The organism is Natrinema zhouii (genome assembly GCF_013456555.2).
In the GTDB taxonomy this organism is placed as follows: domain Archaea; phylum Halobacteriota; class Halobacteria; order Halobacteriales; family Natrialbaceae; genus Natrinema; species Natrinema zhouii.
The window spans coordinates 2,780,439-2,798,776 of the sequence record NZ_CP059154.1; the positions used below are offsets into that span (position 1 = coordinate 2,780,439).

General features: G+C 61.1%; 19 protein-coding genes. 9 read left to right on the top strand and 10 right to left on the bottom strand.

Going from position 1 to position 18,338, the window contains the following annotated elements; translation table 11 throughout:
• Positions 1-50: 50 nt before the first annotated feature.
• Both HYG81_RS32525 and HYG81_RS32530 read right to left on the bottom strand, forming a co-directional pair.
• A complete protein-coding gene (locus HYG81_RS32525; protein WP_226375952.1) occupies positions 51-548 on the bottom strand; it encodes a type IV pilin domain-containing protein in 498 nt (165 codons plus the stop codon).
• Positions 548-1,003 (bottom strand): type IV pilin domain-containing protein, encoded by a 456-nt coding sequence (locus HYG81_RS32530; RefSeq protein WP_180840329.1) that lies wholly within the window; start codon positions 1,001-1,003, stop codon positions 548-550. The genes HYG81_RS32525 and HYG81_RS32530 overlap by 1 nt, the downstream gene beginning before the upstream one ends.
• 322 nt (positions 1,004-1,325) lie before the next feature.
• Between HYG81_RS32530 and HYG81_RS32535 the strand changes: the two genes are divergently transcribed.
• Complete coding sequence (locus HYG81_RS32535; RefSeq protein WP_180840330.1) at positions 1,326-2,159, top strand: hypothetical protein; 834 nt, start codon at positions 1,326-1,328, stop codon at positions 2,157-2,159.
• Between the two features lie 15 nt (positions 2,160-2,174).
• On the opposite strand, the gene HYG81_RS32540 is transcribed toward HYG81_RS32535, so the two are convergent.
• Positions 2,175-2,408 carry a helix-turn-helix domain-containing protein gene (locus HYG81_RS32540; RefSeq protein WP_180840331.1) on the bottom strand — a complete coding sequence of 78 codons (234 nt, stop codon included), beginning with the start codon at positions 2,406-2,408 and terminating at the stop codon, positions 2,175-2,177.
• 657 nt (positions 2,409-3,065) lie between these two features.
• Between HYG81_RS32540 and HYG81_RS32545 the strand changes: the two genes are divergently transcribed.
• Together HYG81_RS32545 and HYG81_RS32550 are read left to right on the top strand one after the other, a co-directional pair.
• Positions 3,066-4,130, top strand: coding sequence for a tyrosine-type recombinase/integrase (locus HYG81_RS32545; protein WP_180840332.1), 1,065 nt, complete (start codon positions 3,066-3,068; stop codon positions 4,128-4,130).
• A 487-nt stretch (positions 4,131-4,617) separates the two neighbouring features.
• On the top strand, positions 4,618-5,010 hold the full coding sequence (locus tag HYG81_RS32550; protein WP_180840333.1) for a DUF7994 family protein: 393 nt from the start codon (positions 4,618-4,620) through the stop codon (positions 5,008-5,010).
• 121 nt (positions 5,011-5,131) lie between these two features.
• On the opposite strand, the gene HYG81_RS45395 is transcribed toward HYG81_RS32550, so the two are convergent.
• From HYG81_RS45395 to HYG81_RS32565, 4 genes are all read right to left on the bottom strand, one after another.
• Positions 5,132-5,263, bottom strand: a complete 132-nt coding sequence (locus tag HYG81_RS45395) for a hypothetical protein (RefSeq protein WP_255647594.1) — start codon at positions 5,261-5,263, stop codon at positions 5,132-5,134.
• A gap of 42 nt (positions 5,264-5,305) precedes the next feature.
• Complete coding sequence (locus HYG81_RS32555) at positions 5,306-6,853, bottom strand: tryptophan 7-halogenase (protein ID WP_180840334.1); 1,548 nt, start codon at positions 6,851-6,853, stop codon at positions 5,306-5,308.
• 329 nt (positions 6,854-7,182) lie between these two features.
• Positions 7,183-8,763 carry an acetolactate synthase large subunit gene (locus HYG81_RS32560; RefSeq protein ID WP_180840335.1) on the bottom strand — a complete coding sequence of 527 codons (1,581 nt, stop codon included), beginning with the start codon at positions 8,761-8,763 and terminating at the stop codon, positions 7,183-7,185.
• Between the two features lie 354 nt (positions 8,764-9,117).
• Positions 9,118-9,507, bottom strand: a complete 390-nt coding sequence (locus HYG81_RS32565) for a PPOX class F420-dependent oxidoreductase (protein ID WP_180840336.1) — start codon at positions 9,505-9,507, stop codon at positions 9,118-9,120.
• Positions 9,508-9,686: 179 nt separating this feature from the next.
• Here HYG81_RS32565 and HYG81_RS32570 point away from each other — a divergent pair, with 179 nt between their 5' ends.
• Together HYG81_RS32570 and HYG81_RS32575 are read left to right on the top strand one after the other, a co-directional pair.
• The gene (locus HYG81_RS32570; protein ID WP_180840337.1) at positions 9,687-10,007 is read left to right on the top strand and encodes a hypothetical protein; all 321 of its coding nucleotides are present in this window, start codon (positions 9,687-9,689) and stop codon (positions 10,005-10,007) included.
• Between the two features lie 87 nt (positions 10,008-10,094).
• Positions 10,095-10,823 carry a profilin-fold protein gene (locus HYG81_RS32575; protein WP_180840338.1) on the top strand — a complete coding sequence of 243 codons (729 nt, stop codon included), beginning with the start codon at positions 10,095-10,097 and terminating at the stop codon, positions 10,821-10,823.
• 115 nt (positions 10,824-10,938) lie between these two features.
• Here the strand turns inward: HYG81_RS32575 and HYG81_RS32580 are convergent, their stop codons facing one another.
• Positions 10,939-11,214, bottom strand: coding sequence for a PadR family transcriptional regulator (locus tag HYG81_RS32580; RefSeq protein WP_180840339.1), 276 nt, complete (start codon positions 11,212-11,214; stop codon positions 10,939-10,941).
• Positions 11,215-11,411: 197 nt separating this feature from the next.
• Between HYG81_RS32580 and HYG81_RS32585 the strand changes: the two genes are divergently transcribed.
• Positions 11,412-11,981, top strand: coding sequence for an NUDIX hydrolase (locus HYG81_RS32585; RefSeq protein ID WP_180840340.1), 570 nt, complete (start codon positions 11,412-11,414; stop codon positions 11,979-11,981).
• Between the two features lie 93 nt (positions 11,982-12,074).
• Here the strand turns inward: HYG81_RS32585 and HYG81_RS32590 are convergent, their stop codons facing one another.
• Both HYG81_RS32590 and HYG81_RS32595 read right to left on the bottom strand, forming a co-directional pair.
• A complete protein-coding gene (locus tag HYG81_RS32590; RefSeq protein ID WP_180840341.1) occupies positions 12,075-13,310 on the bottom strand; it encodes a hypothetical protein in 1,236 nt (411 codons plus the stop codon).
• 292 nt (positions 13,311-13,602) lie between these two features.
• The gene (locus HYG81_RS32595; protein ID WP_180840342.1) at positions 13,603-13,797 is read right to left on the bottom strand and encodes an HVO_0649 family zinc finger protein; all 195 of its coding nucleotides are present in this window, start codon (positions 13,795-13,797) and stop codon (positions 13,603-13,605) included.
• A 98-nt stretch (positions 13,798-13,895) separates the two neighbouring features.
• Between HYG81_RS32595 and HYG81_RS32600 the strand changes: the two genes are divergently transcribed.
• The 3 genes from HYG81_RS32600 (at position 13,896) to HYG81_RS32610 (ending at position 18,280) form a co-directional block, all read left to right on the top strand.
• Positions 13,896-15,794, top strand: a complete 1,899-nt coding sequence (locus HYG81_RS32600) for a bacterio-opsin activator domain-containing protein (protein WP_180840343.1) — start codon at positions 13,896-13,898, stop codon at positions 15,792-15,794.
• A 109-nt stretch (positions 15,795-15,903) separates the two neighbouring features.
• On the top strand, positions 15,904-16,089 hold the full coding sequence (locus tag HYG81_RS32605; protein WP_180840344.1) for a DUF1328 family protein: 186 nt from the start codon (positions 15,904-15,906) through the stop codon (positions 16,087-16,089).
• 265 nt (positions 16,090-16,354) lie between these two features.
• Entirely contained in the window at positions 16,355-18,280 is a 1,926-nt protein-coding gene (locus tag HYG81_RS32610; RefSeq protein WP_180840345.1) for an aldehyde ferredoxin oxidoreductase family protein, read from the top strand.
• Positions 18,281-18,338 lie beyond the last annotated feature (58 nt).

Below are 18,338 nucleotides of genomic sequence, written 5' to 3' on the forward strand. Positions count from 1 at the left end.
GAGCGGGAAGCGATGAACCCGGTCTAAAGAAATGTCAGGTGTAGTTTATGCTACGATTGGTCTTCAATGACCACTGTTTCAGTAGATGAGCCAATGACTGTTTCCGAATCACCAGTATTACCGATGACAGTGACCTCAACGGTAACTTCAGTCGTGTCCGGGTCGTTAAAAGTCGTTGTGCCATCATGAGTGAATTCGAATGCCATCGTTGCTCCTGTCTTAGATGCTGTTTTCGAAGCTGAATTTACGGAATTCGTATTTATTTGTACTTCGCTTTTATCGATGGCACTATCTTCAACATCAGTAATCTTGACCTGTGATTCGACACTTTCGACATTGCCCATTGAAGTAAGAGAAATCTGCACTCCATTTCCTTCACTTTCAATAGTCGTTCCTGCTTGTGCTTCTTCGTCCATTCCTTGACCGAGATCAAGGACGAATGCTGCGATTACGGCCGCGAGGATGACAGTAATCGCAACCATGAGGATAACCCCAATAACAGGGGAAACTGCACGCTCTTCTTCGCTTCCAACGAGTTTTTCTTTCATTAGGTGGTAACCTCGAAGCTATTGACGACTGTCGTAGTGTCTGTACTGTCTGCGTTATCCCCAATATAGGCGACAACGCTGTACGAATCAGCGCCAGCATTTCCGCTAGTCAGTGTCACTGACGCGCCAACATCAGTTAGATCGACAGTACCAGAACCACCACTGGCTGTTTCGCTCTCTGTTAATTTCGTACCATCACTTTTAGTGATATAAATGCCATCTGCGTTACCTAGACTGGTCAATTGTACTGAGACCTCAGAGCTTTCATCACCTTCAATATCGATACCAGCTTGCGCTTCTTCGTCCATTCCTTGACCAAGGTCAAGGACAAATGCAGCAATTACAGCCGCGAGGATAACTGTGATCGCAACCATGAGGATCACGCCAATGACTGGTGATACTGCTCGTTCGTCTTTATTTCCGATCAGTTTCGATCTGTATTGTTTCAAATCCATGTTTATCACAGCACCGCTGTGAACGGTCGGTAAGGTTATGCGCGGTGGTCTGGAACCACTTTTCGCGCGTAGGGGGATTGGAAGTCACAGCCAACCCGACGCGCCTCTTGCCGTTCCGCTTGGTGCGTACACTCAGCAGGCAACCCCTCCCATATATACTTAGAGGTCCGTGAAAGTCTCCTGAACTAACATCGGTTTCAAAGCTGAGAATTAGTGGCCCCTATCTCTGCTACAGTGGGGTCTTGAAGCAGCCCCCTCTTGCGATTTGGTGGTTTGCCGCTGAAACGGTACGAATTTGACCATTCGGGGTTATCTCCTTTCTATGGAGTGGGACGAGCCGGTAATTTCCGAACGTGACCTCGCGCGCACCTACAACGGAGGTGCCTACGAAGACCCGTGGGCCGCCGTCTTAGATTACCAAGCTGTGATGCGATACGCGAGCGAGCACCCGAACAAGGGCTCGAGTGCGATTGCGACTGCGCTCGAGATTCCGCGCGGACGCATTCGACCGTGGCTCGACAACGGAAGTAAACCTGACCCGGTCCATGGAATCGAGATCGCCCGCGACCACGGGTGGCTCGAAGCAACATATCACAACCGTGAGTTCCAAGCGTTGAATGTACTCGTCGCGAACGTCTTTTCCGGCGGTTCGATCCGATCCGATGCGTTTCATCCCTCGTTCGCATTGAACCACCAAGAATACCATTCACATGTTATCGATGCCCTCGAGATGACTGGGCTCGAATTCGAATTCCATCACGAAGACGATCCGAACCGTGCGACCGAAGTCCGACCAACAGACGGTGCGACCGTCTTGGGCCGAACGCTCGCGACCCTGGGGGCTCCGGTCGGCCCGAAAGCCAAGCTCGAAGATTTCACGCTGCCCTGGTATCTCGACGACGCTCCCTTTGAGGTCCGCGAGATGTTCGTGCTCTCCTACCTTGCGAATCGAGCTATCCATCACCGTGACAAGGATACAGTTCACATTCAGGAGGAGCGATCCAAAGCCTACCGCGACGAGCTGGCCGAACTAATCGAAGACGTTGCGAAGGAACCAGTCACTTCCGGCGAGCGAATGGTAACGATTTCGGCGGATGCGGCCCGCTCACTCGGATTACAGTCGCGGTATCGATTCCCGTCCGAAGAAACGGAGTGAATCGGTTCTCGGTTGTTATTTCTCCAAATCCTCGGCCTCGAGCTCACCCTCGAGATACGCGCGCCCACGGTCAGTGATCTGGTACAGCCCCTCGTCGACGCGATCGACGAGCCCGGCGTCACGAAGCATCCCGAGCCGCGTACTCAGATAGTGCCGCGAATAGTCGATGTTCGCCTCGAGGACGCGAGGAGACAGGATCAGATCGGTGTCCGCGAGGGTCTCGAGGATGCGGTCATCGGCTTGCGTCATCCACGATACCCTCGGTCTTCGCATACAGTCACGTCCCATACCGGCATTTTATCAATACTGATTGGATTCATCGACAGCAACATTCGATTCACTGTAGATTAACGAACGGTCGGTTAAGTATAAGTGAGTGGGATGTTTCGGTGTCGCTAACGGAAGCCAGACGGACCCGCCGCTGCCCGGTCGGGTCCTCGTCAGAAACGCGGACCCGGTGTTAGGGGCACCGGCCCGCTGGCCTCCGTAAACCAGCTACGGAAGCATGTATTCGCGCAACGTTCCGGGGGATAAAGCCCCCGATAGACCGCATCGGTCGGCCCACGGCCCACAGCCCACGGCCGCCTCGAGTTCCGATATCGGAAGTATCGGAATCACGGAGAACCGCCGCTCAACACTCACGAAAGCGAGTCAGTCACCGGAAGCGACTATTTTCGGAACTATCGGAAACCGCATTCCGACGACTAAGAGGGGCGGGTACAGTCGTTGTAATCAGCCGACGGACAGCAGCCGCGCGCGCCCCAGCTCCTACACAGTGGCGCGCACGGTGAGTCCGCGGTCCCACTACAGTGAGACCATGACTAAACTGACACGCTACCACGGTAAGAGTACCGGATACTGTAACGACAGTAAGACGATCGAGACACCGAGCATCGGACTGAGTCAGTGACGGGGAGATCTCGAGATCCCGGTCAGCTTCCACCGCGGAAGGCAGTCGAGCGATATCTTCGCCGCCGCCGATCCGACTCGACGGACTCGAGCGTCACTGCGTGGAAGTACCGGCTGAAGCTGTTCGTCGAGTGGGCGGAAGGAATCGGAATCGAACGCGTCGAACAACTCCAGGGCTACGATCTCGACGAATACTTCGAACTCCGGAGTTCGAAAATCGCGCCTGCAACGCTCGAGGGAGAGATGTGGACGCTGAAGAAGTTCGTCGAGTACCTGGAGCAGCTGGACGCCGTCGATCGAGGGCTAGCCGAGTCGGTTCGAATCCCCGATCTCGACAAAGAAGATCGGACGGACGACGTGACGTTCCCCGCGGAAGAAGCGCTGCCCCAACTCCAGTACTTCCGTGCATCCGAGAAACACCGCGCGACCCGTGCGCATATGTTTCTCGAACTCGCGTGGTATACGGGCGCTCGACAGGGTGGCCTTCGAGCGCTCGACGTCCGTGATGTCGATCTCGATGAGAACCTCGTCGAGTTTCATCACCGACCGGAGACGGACACGCCGTTGAAGAACAAACTGAAAGGGGAGCGACCGGTCGCGGTTCCACCGACTGTGAGCGATATCCTCCGTGAATACATCGACGACCACCGGTACGATACCCGCGACGATCACGGTCGTCAACCGCTCCTCGCGAGTGCTCGAGGACGGCCCGGAACGAATACGATTCGCGTTTGGTCGTACCTCGCGACGCAACCGTGTCTTCGAGTCTCCTGCCCGCATCAGAAGGTCCGTGAGCGGTGTAAATGGACGGAGTACGCCCACGCGAGTAAGTGTCCCTCGAGCCGGTCACCGCACAAGATTCGAGCGGGTAGTATCACTTGGCAGCTGAACCGCGGCATTCCTCCGGAGGTCGTCGCGGACCGGGTGAACGCTACTCAGGACGTGATCTATGATCACTACGACTGGGCGACGGAGGAACAGCGCTGGCGTCGCTACCGGGAGAACCTCGAGCGGCGTCGGAACCATATCGAGAAGTTAGATTCTGACGATCATGACAACTAACACACTAACCGAGAGTCATCGACAGCGAGAGCATAGCGAGAGTACTATCAATTACGCTAGTTCAAAACTGCGCCGGCCCATACTACTCCCGCACTCCAAACCGCCGAGCGGAGCGTCTGCGACGCGAGGTAATCGGAGTGCGGGAGTCGATGCTGCCGCAACGATTCGAACATGCGAGTCGCAGCGCTCGAGCGTAGTGAGAGCGACCGTCTCGCAACTGTTCGACATCTGCGCCGGCCCACTGTTCCCGCATCGTGTGACGAGTCTGTGGGGAAACGAGTCCAACCAGACTCGAGATCGATGTGCAAAATCAGGAATCGAATTTCACCGATGTGCAACCCGTGCAACGCAGCCGCTGATCCCGAATCTATCGCATTATTCTGGGTGAGATACCTGTCACTGATAATTAAGTACCGAGAGTAGAAACTGAGACGTGTATGCCCTCTAATACACTGAATCGATTCACCGGTTTGACGCCGAGGAATACATGAACGAACGCCGTAATCGCCGAATCAGTGCTGTTGTCGGTGTATTTTTGGTCGTCATCGCCGGTAGTATCTCGTTGCTTGCGGGCAACCTCTTCGAGACTCCGATGGTACTTGTTCAGGTAACGTTGCTGGGACTGGCCGGCGTGTTCGACATCGTCGCAGCAACCGGCAACCGATTGACTGACCGCTGGGCGTGGTACCAGTGGAATGGCCTTGGAAACGTTCTCCTCGGGGTATCGCTACCGCTTGGGTTTGCCGGAAGTGGTAACTGGTTTCTGTTCTTCGTGGTGGCCGGCATCGGTGCCCTTTCGCTTGGAGTAATGGGCGTCGATATGCTCATCTTTCACGGGAAATATACCCGTGGTGAGCGGCTCGACCGCGACGGTGCATGATCGCTCGATTTCCAGTAACTCACCTCTGCTCCTTGCTGAAGCGGGTCTACGCTACAATCCTGCGGTCAGACACGAATGAATGCGCTGCCCTCGATGTCGTGGGCGATATGTGCTCGTACGGTCACAGCGCCGCACTAACTGGACCGAACTCGCCGCCTTCCAGCAGGGCCGTCTCGAGGCCGTCGCCCGGCGCGAGCGCGACGGCAAGGCTTCCCGTATACGGATCCGTGAGAGAGGCTACCGGGAGAGGCATGGAAAGAAACCACACACGAGGGCAACTCGAACCGAATCGCTGCTATAAGTTCATAACGTCTCGATACAGTTCCTCAACCGTCAGGTGGTTGTTCTCGACCTGCGCACTGATTTTCCGATAGAACTGCTCTCGCTCGCGCTTGATGTCGTCGCTGACGTCGAAATCGTTCGTCTCGTAGAACTCGGACGTGGCACCGATGTTCCGCATGACCGTGTAGAAATCGGGGAGCTCGAAGATTTTGAGCTCCGCCAGTTCGGCGGCGTCTGCCACGTCGACGGTCCAGTCGTAGCCGTACCGGTCGAACGTCGCCGCGATTCGGTCCGTGCGGGGGCTGATCTCCATCAACTGCATCGCCTGCCAGAACTCCGTGTCGCCGGCCGAGTACTCGTAGTGGACGCCGATGAAGTCGTAAATCGACTCCCAGGTGCGCCGAACCGACGCGTTGAACGACTCCCGAATTGCGTCGTCGTCGACCCGACCGTGAGCCGATAGCTGGTTCGCGAATTGGATCGCGAGCGAGGCGTTCGCGGTGAGCGCGGTCGACTGCAGCGGCTCGACGAACCCCTCGGCGTTCCCGATGGCCAGACAGTTGTCCACCCAGGCTCGGTCATAGTAGCCGGACGTGAACTCGTACCTGTCGACGTCCGCCTCGAACACGATCGAGCCGCTGCCGGTGGCGCCGTCGGGCGTCGCGTCCTCGACAAACTCGAGGAACTCGGCGAGCGCCGCCTCGTCGGTGACGTACTCGGACGCGAAGACGTACCCCAGATCGCGGTTGTCGTAGGTATCGATCTGCCAGAACCACCCGTTGTCGCCGGTCTCGATGACGGTCGCGGGCACGACATCGGCCAACGATCGGTCGATCCGGACGTTGAACGCCGAGTCCAGCGGGAACTCGAAGTCCCTGAACTTGACGTCCTGCTCGCCCCGGAGGACGCGGCTGAATCCGGTCGCGTCGACGAACAGGTCCGCGTCGTACTGCCGCCGGTCGCTCCGGATCCGGTCGATGTGTGACCCCGTCGTCTCGATGGCGGTGATCTTGTCGTCGACGAGCGAGACATCTCGCTTTCGGCAACACTTCCGCAGAAACCCGTTGAACCGCTCGGTGTCGAAGTGATAGGCGACCTTGTCGTACCGAGCGAGGTTGCCGTCGGGCTTGTGGTACCACGGCGATTTGCCCTGCGCGACGAGCTCCTCGCACTTCGTCAGGTGGTCGGGACTGTCGAAGAGCTGGTCGTACTGGTAGTAGTAGTGTTCGACGGCGTTCGGCGTGTTCGGCCCCGGATACTTGTCCGGCGGATCGAACGGATACTGGAAGGCGGGGTAGTCACACCAGTCGCGGAAGTAGACGGACGCCTTCCAGATCGGCTTCACCTTCGAGATGAACTGCGCTTCGTTTATCTCGAGCGTGCCGTGGAGGATGGTCTGGATCTCCCGATACGTGCTCTTCCCGACCTGTGGAACGTCCTGCTGGAAGTCGTCGATGACCGAGACGTTCATATCCGGATTCAACTGCCGGATACTGAGCGCTGTCAGCAATCCCACGTCGCCCCCACCCACGATCGTCACGTCGTCTAGCTCCCCCTTCATAGCTGCGTATGCCCGGATATCAGTGAACGATTATAGCTTTGGTGGGCGTTACCGTGACACATCCCTCAGCGATTCTCTCGTCTTCTCGTTCCGATGAGCAGCTGCTACCAACCCCGCTACTGCGTCGATCGGGAGACTACGGAATATCTTCTCGCCGACCAGCTCGAGGCATCGAAATTATGACAACATAACTCATCGTTTCGAACTCTCAGTTGTTCGCGGGGGATGACGACAAAGAACGGTTGAATCCCCACTCAACACGGCTGCCACCGATCTCCGCTGCGATCCCGAGAACACCCGCGAGGCGATCACGAACGCTCACCGATCCGTCACTCGAGCCGAACCTCGATCAACGACAGCTCCTCCGACGGTACGGCCTCGTCGAACGCGTCCTCGATTTCGTTCCAGCTTTCGGGCCGGTAGGCCTCGAGCCCGAAGCTCTCGGCGAACGTCACCAGATCGGGGTTGGTCAGTTCGGTGCCGGTGTGCTCGCCCCGATGATCCTCTTGTTTCTCCGAAATCAGCCCGTAGTCGTCGTCGGTGAAGACGACGGTCGTGAAGCTACAGTCGAGTCGGCTCGCGGTCTCGAGTTCCGCCGCGTTCATCAGGAAGCCGCCGTCTCCGGTACCCGCGACCACGTTCGCGTCCGTCGTCAGATCGGCCGCCAGCGCGCCCGGGACGGCGATCCCCATGCTGGCCAGCCCGTTCGATATCACGCAGGTGTTCGGCTCGTAGGTCGGGAACGACTGCGCGATCGCCATCTTGTGGCTGCCCACGTCCGAGACGAGCACGTCCGAGTCGGCCATCGCCTCGCGCAACAGGGGCAGCGCGTTCCGCACAGTCACCGGATCGTCTTCGGACGGTGGCTCCGTCACCGCCTCGAGCAGCCGCTCGTGCAGATCGCCACACCACAGCGAACAGGCCTCGTCTTCGAGTTGCTCGTCGATCGCCTCGAGCGCCGCGCCCACGTCGGCGACGATCTCCACGTCCGGGTTGTAGTGTCGGTAGACCTCCGCGGGCTCGTAATCGACGTGGACGATGGTCTTCGTGAGGTCCGAATTCCACCCCTCCGGGTCGTGCTCGGCGATGTCGTACCCGACCGCGACGACGCAGTCCGCGCGCTCGATCGCCCGCGCGGCCTCGCTCTCGGGTCCCGAATCGAGCGTCATCAGCGAGGCCGGCTCGCGGTCGGAGATCGCCCCCTTTCCCATGTACGTCTCGACGACGGGCAGCCCCACGCGGTCGACGATGGCGCGGATGTGCTCCGACGCGCGGGTCCGCACCGCGCCGTTGCCCGCTAACAGGATCGGCCGTTCGGCCTCCGCGATCAGCCGCGCCGCCCGTGCGGCCGACTCGTCGTCCGGGTCCGGTCGCCGAACCGGATCGCGGCTCTCGATCGGCTCGCTGTCGACCTCGGAAGCCGCGACGTCCTCGGGGAACTCGAGGTGGGTCGCACCCGGCTTCTCGTACTCGGCGAGTTTGAACGCCTTGCGAACCGATTCGGGTGCTATCTCTGGTTCCGCGATCTGTGTGTTCCACGCAACGATCGGCTCGAAGACGTCGACGACGTCCAGCGCCTGGTGACTCTCCTTGTGAAGTCGCTCGCGGCCGCCCTGTCCGGTAATCGCGACGACCGGGCTCTTGTCCAGCTGGGCGTCGGCGACGCCGGTCATGAGGTTCGTCGCGCCGGGACCGAGCGTCGAACAGCAGACTCCCGCCTCGCCGGTCAGCCGGCCGTGGACGTCGGCCATGAACGCCGCCCCCTGTTCGTGGCGCGTCGGAACGAACCGGATCGGCGACTCCCGCAGTGAGAACAGCAAATCCTCGATCTCTTCGCCCGGAACGCCGAAGACGCGTTCGACGCCTTCGGCCTCGAGGCAATCGACGAGCAGGTCGGCTGTCGTTTGCATAGTCGTCCGTCCACATCGTCCGTCATTAAACATCTACCATTCAGGGAATCCGACACGGCAGATCCCGGCATGGTGTCGTCGGGACGCTGTCGTCCGCTTCGATCGCGTGATGGGGCACTCAATCCGAATTCGGTATTGCGCATTTCCGTTTATGACAATAGATAGCTCTCGATCGGCTCGACGGTCCGGACGCGTATTCGGACGACGAACTTACCGGCGTCTTCGACGGTGGTCGTCCCGCGGACAGCCGCTGTCGTCTCGAGTAGCCACTGAACGTCAGTGTCTCAGATCACACGATAACTATGCGATCAGTCGGGAACCCACTCGTTCATTCGACTCGCGCGGTGCGAGCGATTACAGGACGCGATCCGGCCGAATCCGCAGGATGACTCGTTCGGTTTCGATCTCCATCTGATACTCGTCGGCATCCGTGTACCGTCGAGCCAGTTCGTCGATGTGTGCTCGAGCTCCCTCGGTCGTGATCTCCTCGACCTCACCGATCACTGAGAGGAATCGATACGGGTCGTCGGGGTCAGTCATGCTGACGCCGATGCCGGGGTTGTTCTGGACGTTCCGCTCCTTTTGCCGGCCGCGCTCGGTGTTGACCAGCAGGCGATTGTTGTCCGCGTCGTAGTCGATCCAGACCGGTGTGATGTGGGGAAGTCCGTCGTCGGTCAGCGTCGCGACGTGAGCGAACGTTTCCGTCTCGAACAGGTCGTGGAACTCCTCGGGTATCGGTGCCATAGGATTCGTTCAGTAGCCTCCGTTTTGGGTGTGGTGCCTTCACTGGTCACGAGCGACCGATCACTACGTTGGACAGGATTCGATCCACCATAGTTGGACGGTTGCAAGTACCAAGGGATGTCAATGACCACGCAACTGACGGGTGACAGCTTATGGATATTGACAGTGTCCTCACCTGTATGACCGATCAGCAGCGATCGACTCGCCGACGAGTACTGCAACTAACAGGTGTCGCAGCGTCGACTGCCCTCATCGCCGGCTGTGGCGGCCCCGGTGGCGGTGACAACGAGACTGAGGAGGACGAAACCGAATCCGAGGAGGGGACCGGAAACGGGCAGGATATAGAGGACGATAACGAGACGAACGAAACCGGTAACGAAACGAACGAGACCGGCATCGGCGGCAACGAGACGAACGAGACCGAGAACGAGACGAACGCGACTGCCAACGAGACCGGCAACGAGACGAACGAAAGCGAGAACGAAAGTATCTTGAACTAATCCAGTTGACGTCTCCGGCCGACGACTGCCGTACTCGACCGTCATGATGGCGTAACCGTTACTGGGTCTCGTCCCCTTCTCTCAGTGATGACCGACGGACTCGAGGCGGATGTCGAGGAGATGGACGAGATCGCCGAGCGGCGGGACGAACTGGCGACCCGCGTTCGAACGCACGCTGGCGAGATCGCACGCGAGCTCGCCGTCTTCCAGGGCGGTGACTACGGACAGGAGACGTTCAACACCGACGGCGGGAGCTGGACGCTCAAATACGAGGCCGGCGACGTGCAGTACCTCCGCTTCGATCCGAAATCGGGATCGGAGATCTACGTCGTCTCGAGCAAACAGCCGCCCGAACCCGAAGCCCTCGAGATGGCAATGGCAGACTACGGAGCGTTCGTCGCAGCCTATAACGAGTACGTCCGTTCGTTCGAGGGGATTCTCGCGGACGTCTCCGACGAGTTCCCGGAGGCCGAATCCACTGCGGAACTGGTCGCCGAACGAGACCGCATCGTCGATCGCATCCGCGATGTCTGCAACGCGATGGCGAGCCAGCTCCACCGCTACGACGGCGAGTACGGCACCTACGCGACGACGATTTCGGGTACCCGCTGGGAACTGAAGTGGGAGGAAGACCTCGCCTCCTACCTGCGGGTCGGCGGCTCCGATGGCGTTTACCTCCTCTCGCAGTACGGGCCGCCGGCGGCCCCTGAAGTCCGTCGACTGGCCGACGACGTTCCCGCGTTCGTCGCCGACTTCAACGAGCACGTCGCCGACCTCGAGGCGGATCTCGCACAGGTCAGTTTCGGCGACGACTAGACGGTCGGTGGCGGCGTCACGGGATGCCATGAACCGGCTTCCGGTGTGAGTCGAGGCCCCGGCACGAAGCGAGGCGCTATCGATGACGTTCTCCTCGAGAGGAGGCCGCCAGGAGCTACACGTCGACGTACTGGTCGACCCACTCCTGGCGACGCTGGAGCGCGCGTCGGCCTTTCGGCGTCAGCGCGTAGTAGTTCGTCCGTCTGTCGAGTTCACCTTTCTCGATGAGTTCCTTCTCGACGAGCGTGTCGAGGTTCGGATACAGTCGACCGTGTGTGACGGGTTGGTCGATGTAATTATTGATGTCGTCGAGAATCTCCTGCCCGGACGGCCGGTCTTTCCCTGCGATTACGTACAACAAATCACGCTGGAAGCCAGTTAGCTGGTCCATGGATCACCCTCTGAATGACGACGTTCACCGCTCTGTGGCTTTGTTATAGAGCGAGTACGATGCCCGCACACGCCGGAATGCGGTCCGTATGATGGGTTTCGACTGAGCGTGCTCGACGGCAATAGTCAATCGGCGATTGCACGTCCCGTTGCAGCTGTGACGCCGCGTTTTTGACGGTCACCGCCGTAGCGGCCGCTATGCCAACCGATCCACTGGCCTGGGACACTCGCGATCGCCGAGTAGCCTACTCCTGTCCGGGGTTCGATATCGTTAACGAGTCCGTTCGGCTTCCCGACGGCACGGAATCCGAGTTCGACTACCTCTCGGACTCCCCGAGCGTCTGCGTCCTGCCGTTCACGCCCGACGGCGACGTCGTCTGCATCGAGGAGTGGCGACAGGCCGTCTCGCGAATCAGCCGCGGACTTCCCGTCGGCGGAGTCGAACCCAACGACGACGACCTCGAGGCCGCGGCCCGGAGAGAACTCGCCGAGGAGACCGGCTACGAGGCCGACGGACTCGAGTCGCTGGTGACCGTCGAACCGGCCAACGGAATCGCGGACTCCGTGCTGCACTTCTTCGTCGCCGACGGGTGCCGTCCGACCGCGGAGCAGCGACTCGATCACAACGAGAGCATTCGTCCGATGGAACTCCCGCTCGAGGAACTGATCGACGCCGTGGTCACCGGCGAGATCCGCGACGGTCGGACGGTGCTCGCCGTCTCGTACTATCGACTGATCGATCCGGATCGCGGCCCGACCCGAAAATAACGGACTGCGTCGGAACGCGGCGTTCGACCGGATCGAGCCGGTCACGCTGCTCGGTTCCTCATGGCGTTTCGTTCGGTGTGTCGGCCTCGATCGTCACCCCGTTTCGTTCGTCTCGTTACCGGTCTCGTTTGTAGTCGCGTTCGTCTCGTTCTCGGTCGCGTTCGTTTCGTTTGCCGTTTCGTTCGCTGCACCATCGGCCGGTTGTCCGAGCGCCTCCTCGAGGCCCTGCGTTTCGCCGAGAGTAAGGGTGTCGACGGAGCTGTTCTCGACCGTCATCGCCTGTGCGGAGATCGACGAGACGGTTTCGCCTGCCGACGTCTCGTTGCCGCCTACTGTCGTTTCGTTCGCGTCCGTCTCGTTTGCGGTTTCGTTTTCAGTCGTCTCGTTCGCAGTTTCGTTTTCGGTTGTCTCGTTTTCACCCGTCTCGTTCGCGGTTTCGTTTTCGGTCGTCTCGTTGTCTGCCTCCTGGCTCTCGAGGGTGCCGACGGTCATGGATTCGAACGTGATATCGCCGACGTCGAACTGTTCGATAGTCAGCGACTCGATCTCTTGGGCGCTTTCGTTCCCGTCGGTTGCGGTGTCGTTCGTCTGGTTCTCACCGTCACCGCCATCGCCGCCGTCACCGCCGCCGAACAGGTCCCCGACAGCGTCGGAGATGCCGGAGAGGATTCCCCCGTCGTCACCGCCTTCTTCGACGGTCAGGTCATCGATCGTCAGCTGGTCGGCGTTCATGGACTCGATCGTCATGTCCTGTACCATCACGTTGCTAGCGTCCTCGTCGAGCACCTGCTGGAGCTCCGATGACGATTCGTTTCCGGTCTCGTTGCCCGTTGCGGACTCGTTTCCGGTCTCGTTGGCAGCGCCGGTTTCGTTCCCGCTCTCGTTGGCGGCCATGCTCTCGTTCCCGCCGCCGAGTTCGTCGAGGGTGACGTTCTCGAGCGAGAGCGATTCGAATGCGACGTTCGAGATCAGCACCTCGCCGGACTGGTTCCCTGCGGACTGGTTCCCCGCAGATTGGTTCTCGGTGGACTGATTCTCGCCGGTCTCGTTCTCGCCGGTCTCGTTCAGTTGTTGCTCGAGTTCGTCTTCGCCGCTCTGCACGTCTAGCTGCTGGACGGTCAGTTCCTCGATCGTGGCGTTCTGGATCGTGACGTTCTCGAGTTCCAGCGTGCCGACCTGTACGTTCTGCAGTGTCGCGCTCGGTTCGCCCATGTCTTCGGCGTCGTCGGTCGCGGCTGTTGTCGTTGCGCCGACGAGGGCGGGACCCCCCGAGAGCGTCACTAACAGCGCGACGAACGCGACACCGATCGTTCGCGGTCGTGAAACCATACGAACCGAGGTACGGCGGTTCCCGGGCTAAAACGGGCTGACTGTTACGATATTATTTCGGAGAAAACAGTCGTTGTGACCGGCCGCGTCTCCCGTTCGGATTTTCTGGCTGGGGTCCTCGCGGTGCCGGCGATTTGTGGGCGTTCAAGCGGTCGATTAACTGCCATCTCGCGTCGAAACCGTCGGTTGTCGACCCGAAACACGAGCGCGCCCGTACGCTGTCGACAATCGCTTGTGGCGATCACACGACTATGGCTATCGTGCGATTATGGCAGTCACGCAACCACCGTTATTATTCTTTGAGCCGAAGCTCCCGCGTCTCGACGGCGTCACAAGACGGGCAGATAAACTGATACCTGACCCGCCCGCCCGACGTGGTCACGCGCCATCCACCGTCGGTGTCGATGTAGCCACACGCCGGACAGCGGAGTTCCGATTCGTCGAACTTCTCCCGGAGTCGTTCGAACGGCGAACGATATGCTGACATATGTTATTCTATGCCGTGGTAGTATATAACATTCTAGCCCGCTGTCGGTCTGTTGTCCGATCACAACGATTCTTAGTCGTCATCACGTATCGATATCCATGGACGATGCTGACGCGGAGCACGGTCACACCGTGGACGATGCCACCGGAGCGGCGCGTGCACTCGAGCGCGTGGTCGATCCGGTCGTCGCGGTCACGGACGGTACGATTACGTACGCGAACACGGCCGCCCGCGACGCCTTCGAGATCGGCGACGCCGCCCGCGACGCGGCGACCGCACTCGGCTCCCACTGGAACCGGCTCGCGGCAGCGATCGACGAGACGACGGTCGGTACCGCCAGACGGGTCGATCTCGAGGGCGACGCTGACGGTGTCCGGATCCATCGGGACGCCGACGGTGCGACGATCACGTTCGATCGCAGTGTGGTCGGATACCACACGGATGCCGACGAGTCCGACGGCTTGTCGGCAGGTGCGAGCGACCGGCTCGTGAAAGACCGCGCGCTCGCGGCGGCACCGGTCGGCGTCACCATCTCCGATCCCGACCGCGAGGACAATCCGCTGGTCTACAGCAACGAGGCCTACGAGGCGATCACCGGCTACGAGTACGACGACGTCGTCGGTCGGAACTGCCGGTTCCTGCAGGGTCCCGAGTCGGACGAGGACACGATCGCCGAAATGGCGGCCGCGATCGACGAGGAGCGGCCGGTCACCGTCGAACTGAAGAACTACCGCAAGGACGGCAGCGAGTTCTGGAACGAGATCACGATCGCCCCCGTCCGGGACGAGGACGGTCGCGTGACCAATTACGTCGGCTTCCAGAACGACGTCACCGCGCGCAAGGAAGCGGAACTCGCGCTCGAGGAGCGGACCGCGGAACTCGAGTACATCCTCGATCGCGTCGAGGGGCTGATTCAGGACGTCACCGACGTCATCGCCGGTTCGACCGATCGCTCGACGCTCGAGTCCGAGGTCTGTGCCCGGATCGCGGCCGAAGACGCCTACGACGGGGCCTGGATCGGCGAGCGCAACCCCGCGACCGGCGCGATCGACGTTCGCTCGAGCGCGGGAGCCGGCCCCGAGCGCGACGCCATCGAGACGGACAACGATCATCCCGCCGCAGCAACGCTCGCAACGGGCGAGCCGACCGTCGGTACGGTTGCGGGAACGACTCACGCCGCGTTCCCGCTCACGTACAACGGGATCGAGTACGGCGTCCTGACGATTCGAACGGATCGGGATCGGGCCGTCGACGACCGCGAAACGGTGATCCTCTCCGCGCTCGCCCGCGCGGTCGCCAGCGGGGTCAACGCCCGCGAGACCAGCCGCGTGCTCGCGACCGACGCCGTCGTCGCCGTCGAACTCGAGTTGACGGATCGATCGCTCGCGCCCGTCGCCCTCTCCGCCGAGGCGGACTGCCGGCTCGAGTACCGCCGGTCGGTCCACCGTACCGACGACGAGACGGCCTCGCTGTTCACCGTCACCGGCGCGAACGCGGACGAACTCGTCGCGGCCGCCGCTGCGTTGCCGGACGTCGATTGCCGAGTCATCGTCGAACGAGACGAGGAGTGTCTGATCGAACTGACCGGCGCGGACGAGCTCGTCGGCTGGCTTTCTGAACGCGGCGCCCGAACCCAGGCGATCGAAAGCGAGGCCGGGCGAGCGCGCGTGACTCTCGAGATTCCCCGTTCGGCAAACGTCCGCTCGGTCGTCGAAGCCGTCGAGGACCGCTATTCGGGAACCGACGTCGTCTCGTTCCAGCAGCGCGACCGCGACGACGAGACCCGCGAGGAGTTCGCCGCCGGTCTCGAGGCGGCGCTGACCGACCGCCAGTTCGGCGCGTTACAGCGGGCCTACCTCGGCGGCTACTTCGAGTGGCCCCGGCCGACGACCGGCGAGGAACTCGCCCAGACGATGGGCGTCTCGCGGCCGACCTTCCACGAGCATCTGCGGACGGCCGAGGCGAAACTGTGCCGGGCGTTCTTCGGCGACGCGTAGTACCGGTTCCGTGACAGTCACGGCTCGAGACCTGTAGCTGCGGCTTAGCCTCGAGAACGGCTGTGGACGGTCGCCGACGTTTATGTAGTCGGTCGTGGGAGCCGATGCTATGCTCGCGTTCGCAACGCCGCTTCAGACCGGCGGTGGATTCCTGTACTGGGCGATCATCTTCTTTGTCCTCGCAATCGTCGCCGCTGCGGTCGGTGCCCGCGGCGTCGCCGGGATCTCGATGGAGATCGCGCGGATCTTCGTGTTGATCTTCATCATTCTCGCGGTGGTCGCACTCCTGTTGTAATCGGCGACGCCGACCGGCGTTCGGACGGCCGCGCGCTCGTAGTGGGGTGCTGCACACTCGGCCCGCTGTGAGACACCAGACGTGAATGTCGGCGGTTACGGGTTCGCAATATTTGGCAGATTGCGTGGGTGACATGAACGAATTAATCGCGCCCCCTCCTGCGATTATCCGACCTCCCTCCGTCCGGTGGCGAAACCGAAACTGGTTACGCACGGATGAGAATCACTAACACTCTGGACGTCGTAGATAAGGGAGAGCACTTACCATGACCGAACTCGGTGGATTTCAAGACAGAGTCGCCCGCGTTGACCTCTCGGACGGGGAGGTCGCGTACGAGTCGATCGACGACGAGGACGCAGAGAAGTATATCGGTGCGCGGGGACTCGGGGTAAAGTACGTCTTCGAACAGGGGCCGGACGTCGATCCACTCGGCCCCGAGAACCTGCTCGCGTTCATGAACGGGCCGCTGTCGGGCACGCAGGTCACGATGAGCGGCCGGATCGCCGTCTGCACGAAGTCGCCGCTGACTGGCACCGTCACCGACAGCCACCACGGCGGCTGGTCGGGCGCCCGGCTCAAGTGGGCCGGCTTCGACGGTCTGCTGTTCGAGGGAGAGGCCGACGAGCCGGTCTACGCCGTCGTCGAGGACGGCGAGGTCGAACTGCGGGACGCCTCCCACCTCTGGGGAGAGGGATTCCACGACACGCGCGACGCGATCGAGGAGGAAGTCGAGGGGTCCTACGGGAAGAACCTCAGCATCATGGGGATCGGTCCCGGCGGCGAGAACGGCGTCAAGTACGCCTCCATCATGAACGAGGACGACCGCGCCTCGGGTCGGGGCGGTACGGGCTGCGTGATGGGGTCGAAGAACCTCAAGGCCGTCGTCGTCAAGTCCACGACGAAGATGCCGAAACCGGCCGATCCGGAGACCTTCAAGGAGGGCCACCAGCAGGCGATGCAGGCCATTCAGGAGTCGGAGGTCACTGCACCCAACGAGGGTGGCCTCTCGATGTACGGGACGAACGTCCTGATGAACATCGGCGAGGAGATGGACGGCCTCCCGACGAAGAACGGCCGCTACACCTCGACGGAGAGTATGCGCGACGCGGAGGGCGTCGACATCGACGCCGAGCGGGTCTCCGGTGAGAACGTCCGCGAGAACATCCTCGTCGACGAGCCGACCTGCCACTCCTGTCCGGTCGCCTGCAAGAAGGAAGTCGAGGTGACGAAGATGCACAAGGGCGAGGAGATGAACGTCCGCACCGAATCCTACGAGTACGAATCGGCCTACGCACTCGGGCCGAACTCGGGCCACACCGACCGCGACGCCGTCGCGCTGATGATCGACCGCTGTAACGATATGGGTCTCGACACCATCGACGCGGGCAACATGATGGCGATGGCCATGGAGATGTCCGAGGAGGGCAAACTCGAGGGCGTCGGCGAACTCGAGTGGGGCGACTACGAGACGATGATCGACATGATCGAGCGGATCGCCCACCGCGAGGACGACCTCGCAGATCTGCTGGCCGAAGGGCCGCGCCGGGTCGCCGACCGGAAGGAGGCCCACGACAACTCGCTGGCGGTCAAGGGCCAGACGATTGCGGCCTACGACCCACGCTGTCTGAAGGGCATGGGTATCGGCTACGCCACCTCGAACCGCGGGGCCTGCCACCTGCGCGGGTACACGCCCGCCGCCGAGATCCTGGGCATTCCCGAGAAGGTCGACCCCTACGAGTACGAGGGGAAGGGCGAACTCACCGTCCAGTTCCAGGACCTCCACGCCATCAGCGACTCGTTCGACATCTGCAAGTTCAACGCCTTCGCCGAAGGCATCGAGGAGTACGTCCTCCAGTACAACGGGATGACCGGTCTCGACGTCACCGAGGACGAACTGCTCGAGGCCGGCGAACGGGTCTACAACCTCGAGCGCTACTACAACAACCTCAACGGCTTCGACGGCAGCGACGACTCGCTGCCCGAGCGCTTCCTCGAGGACGGCATCCGCGGGCAGGGTGCGAGCGAGGGCGAGTACTGTGAACTCGACGAGATGAAAGAAGAGTACTACGACTACCGGGGCTGGGTCGACGGCGTCGTCCCCGACGAGAAACTCGACGAACTCGGGATCGACCTCGGACCGGGCACGGGCGTCAGCGGCGACAGTGGTGCGGCGGTCTCGAGCGACGACTGATCTCTCGGTCCTCCGCTCGGCGTCGGCGGACCGCTCCGGCCGTTCGGTGACCGTTTCG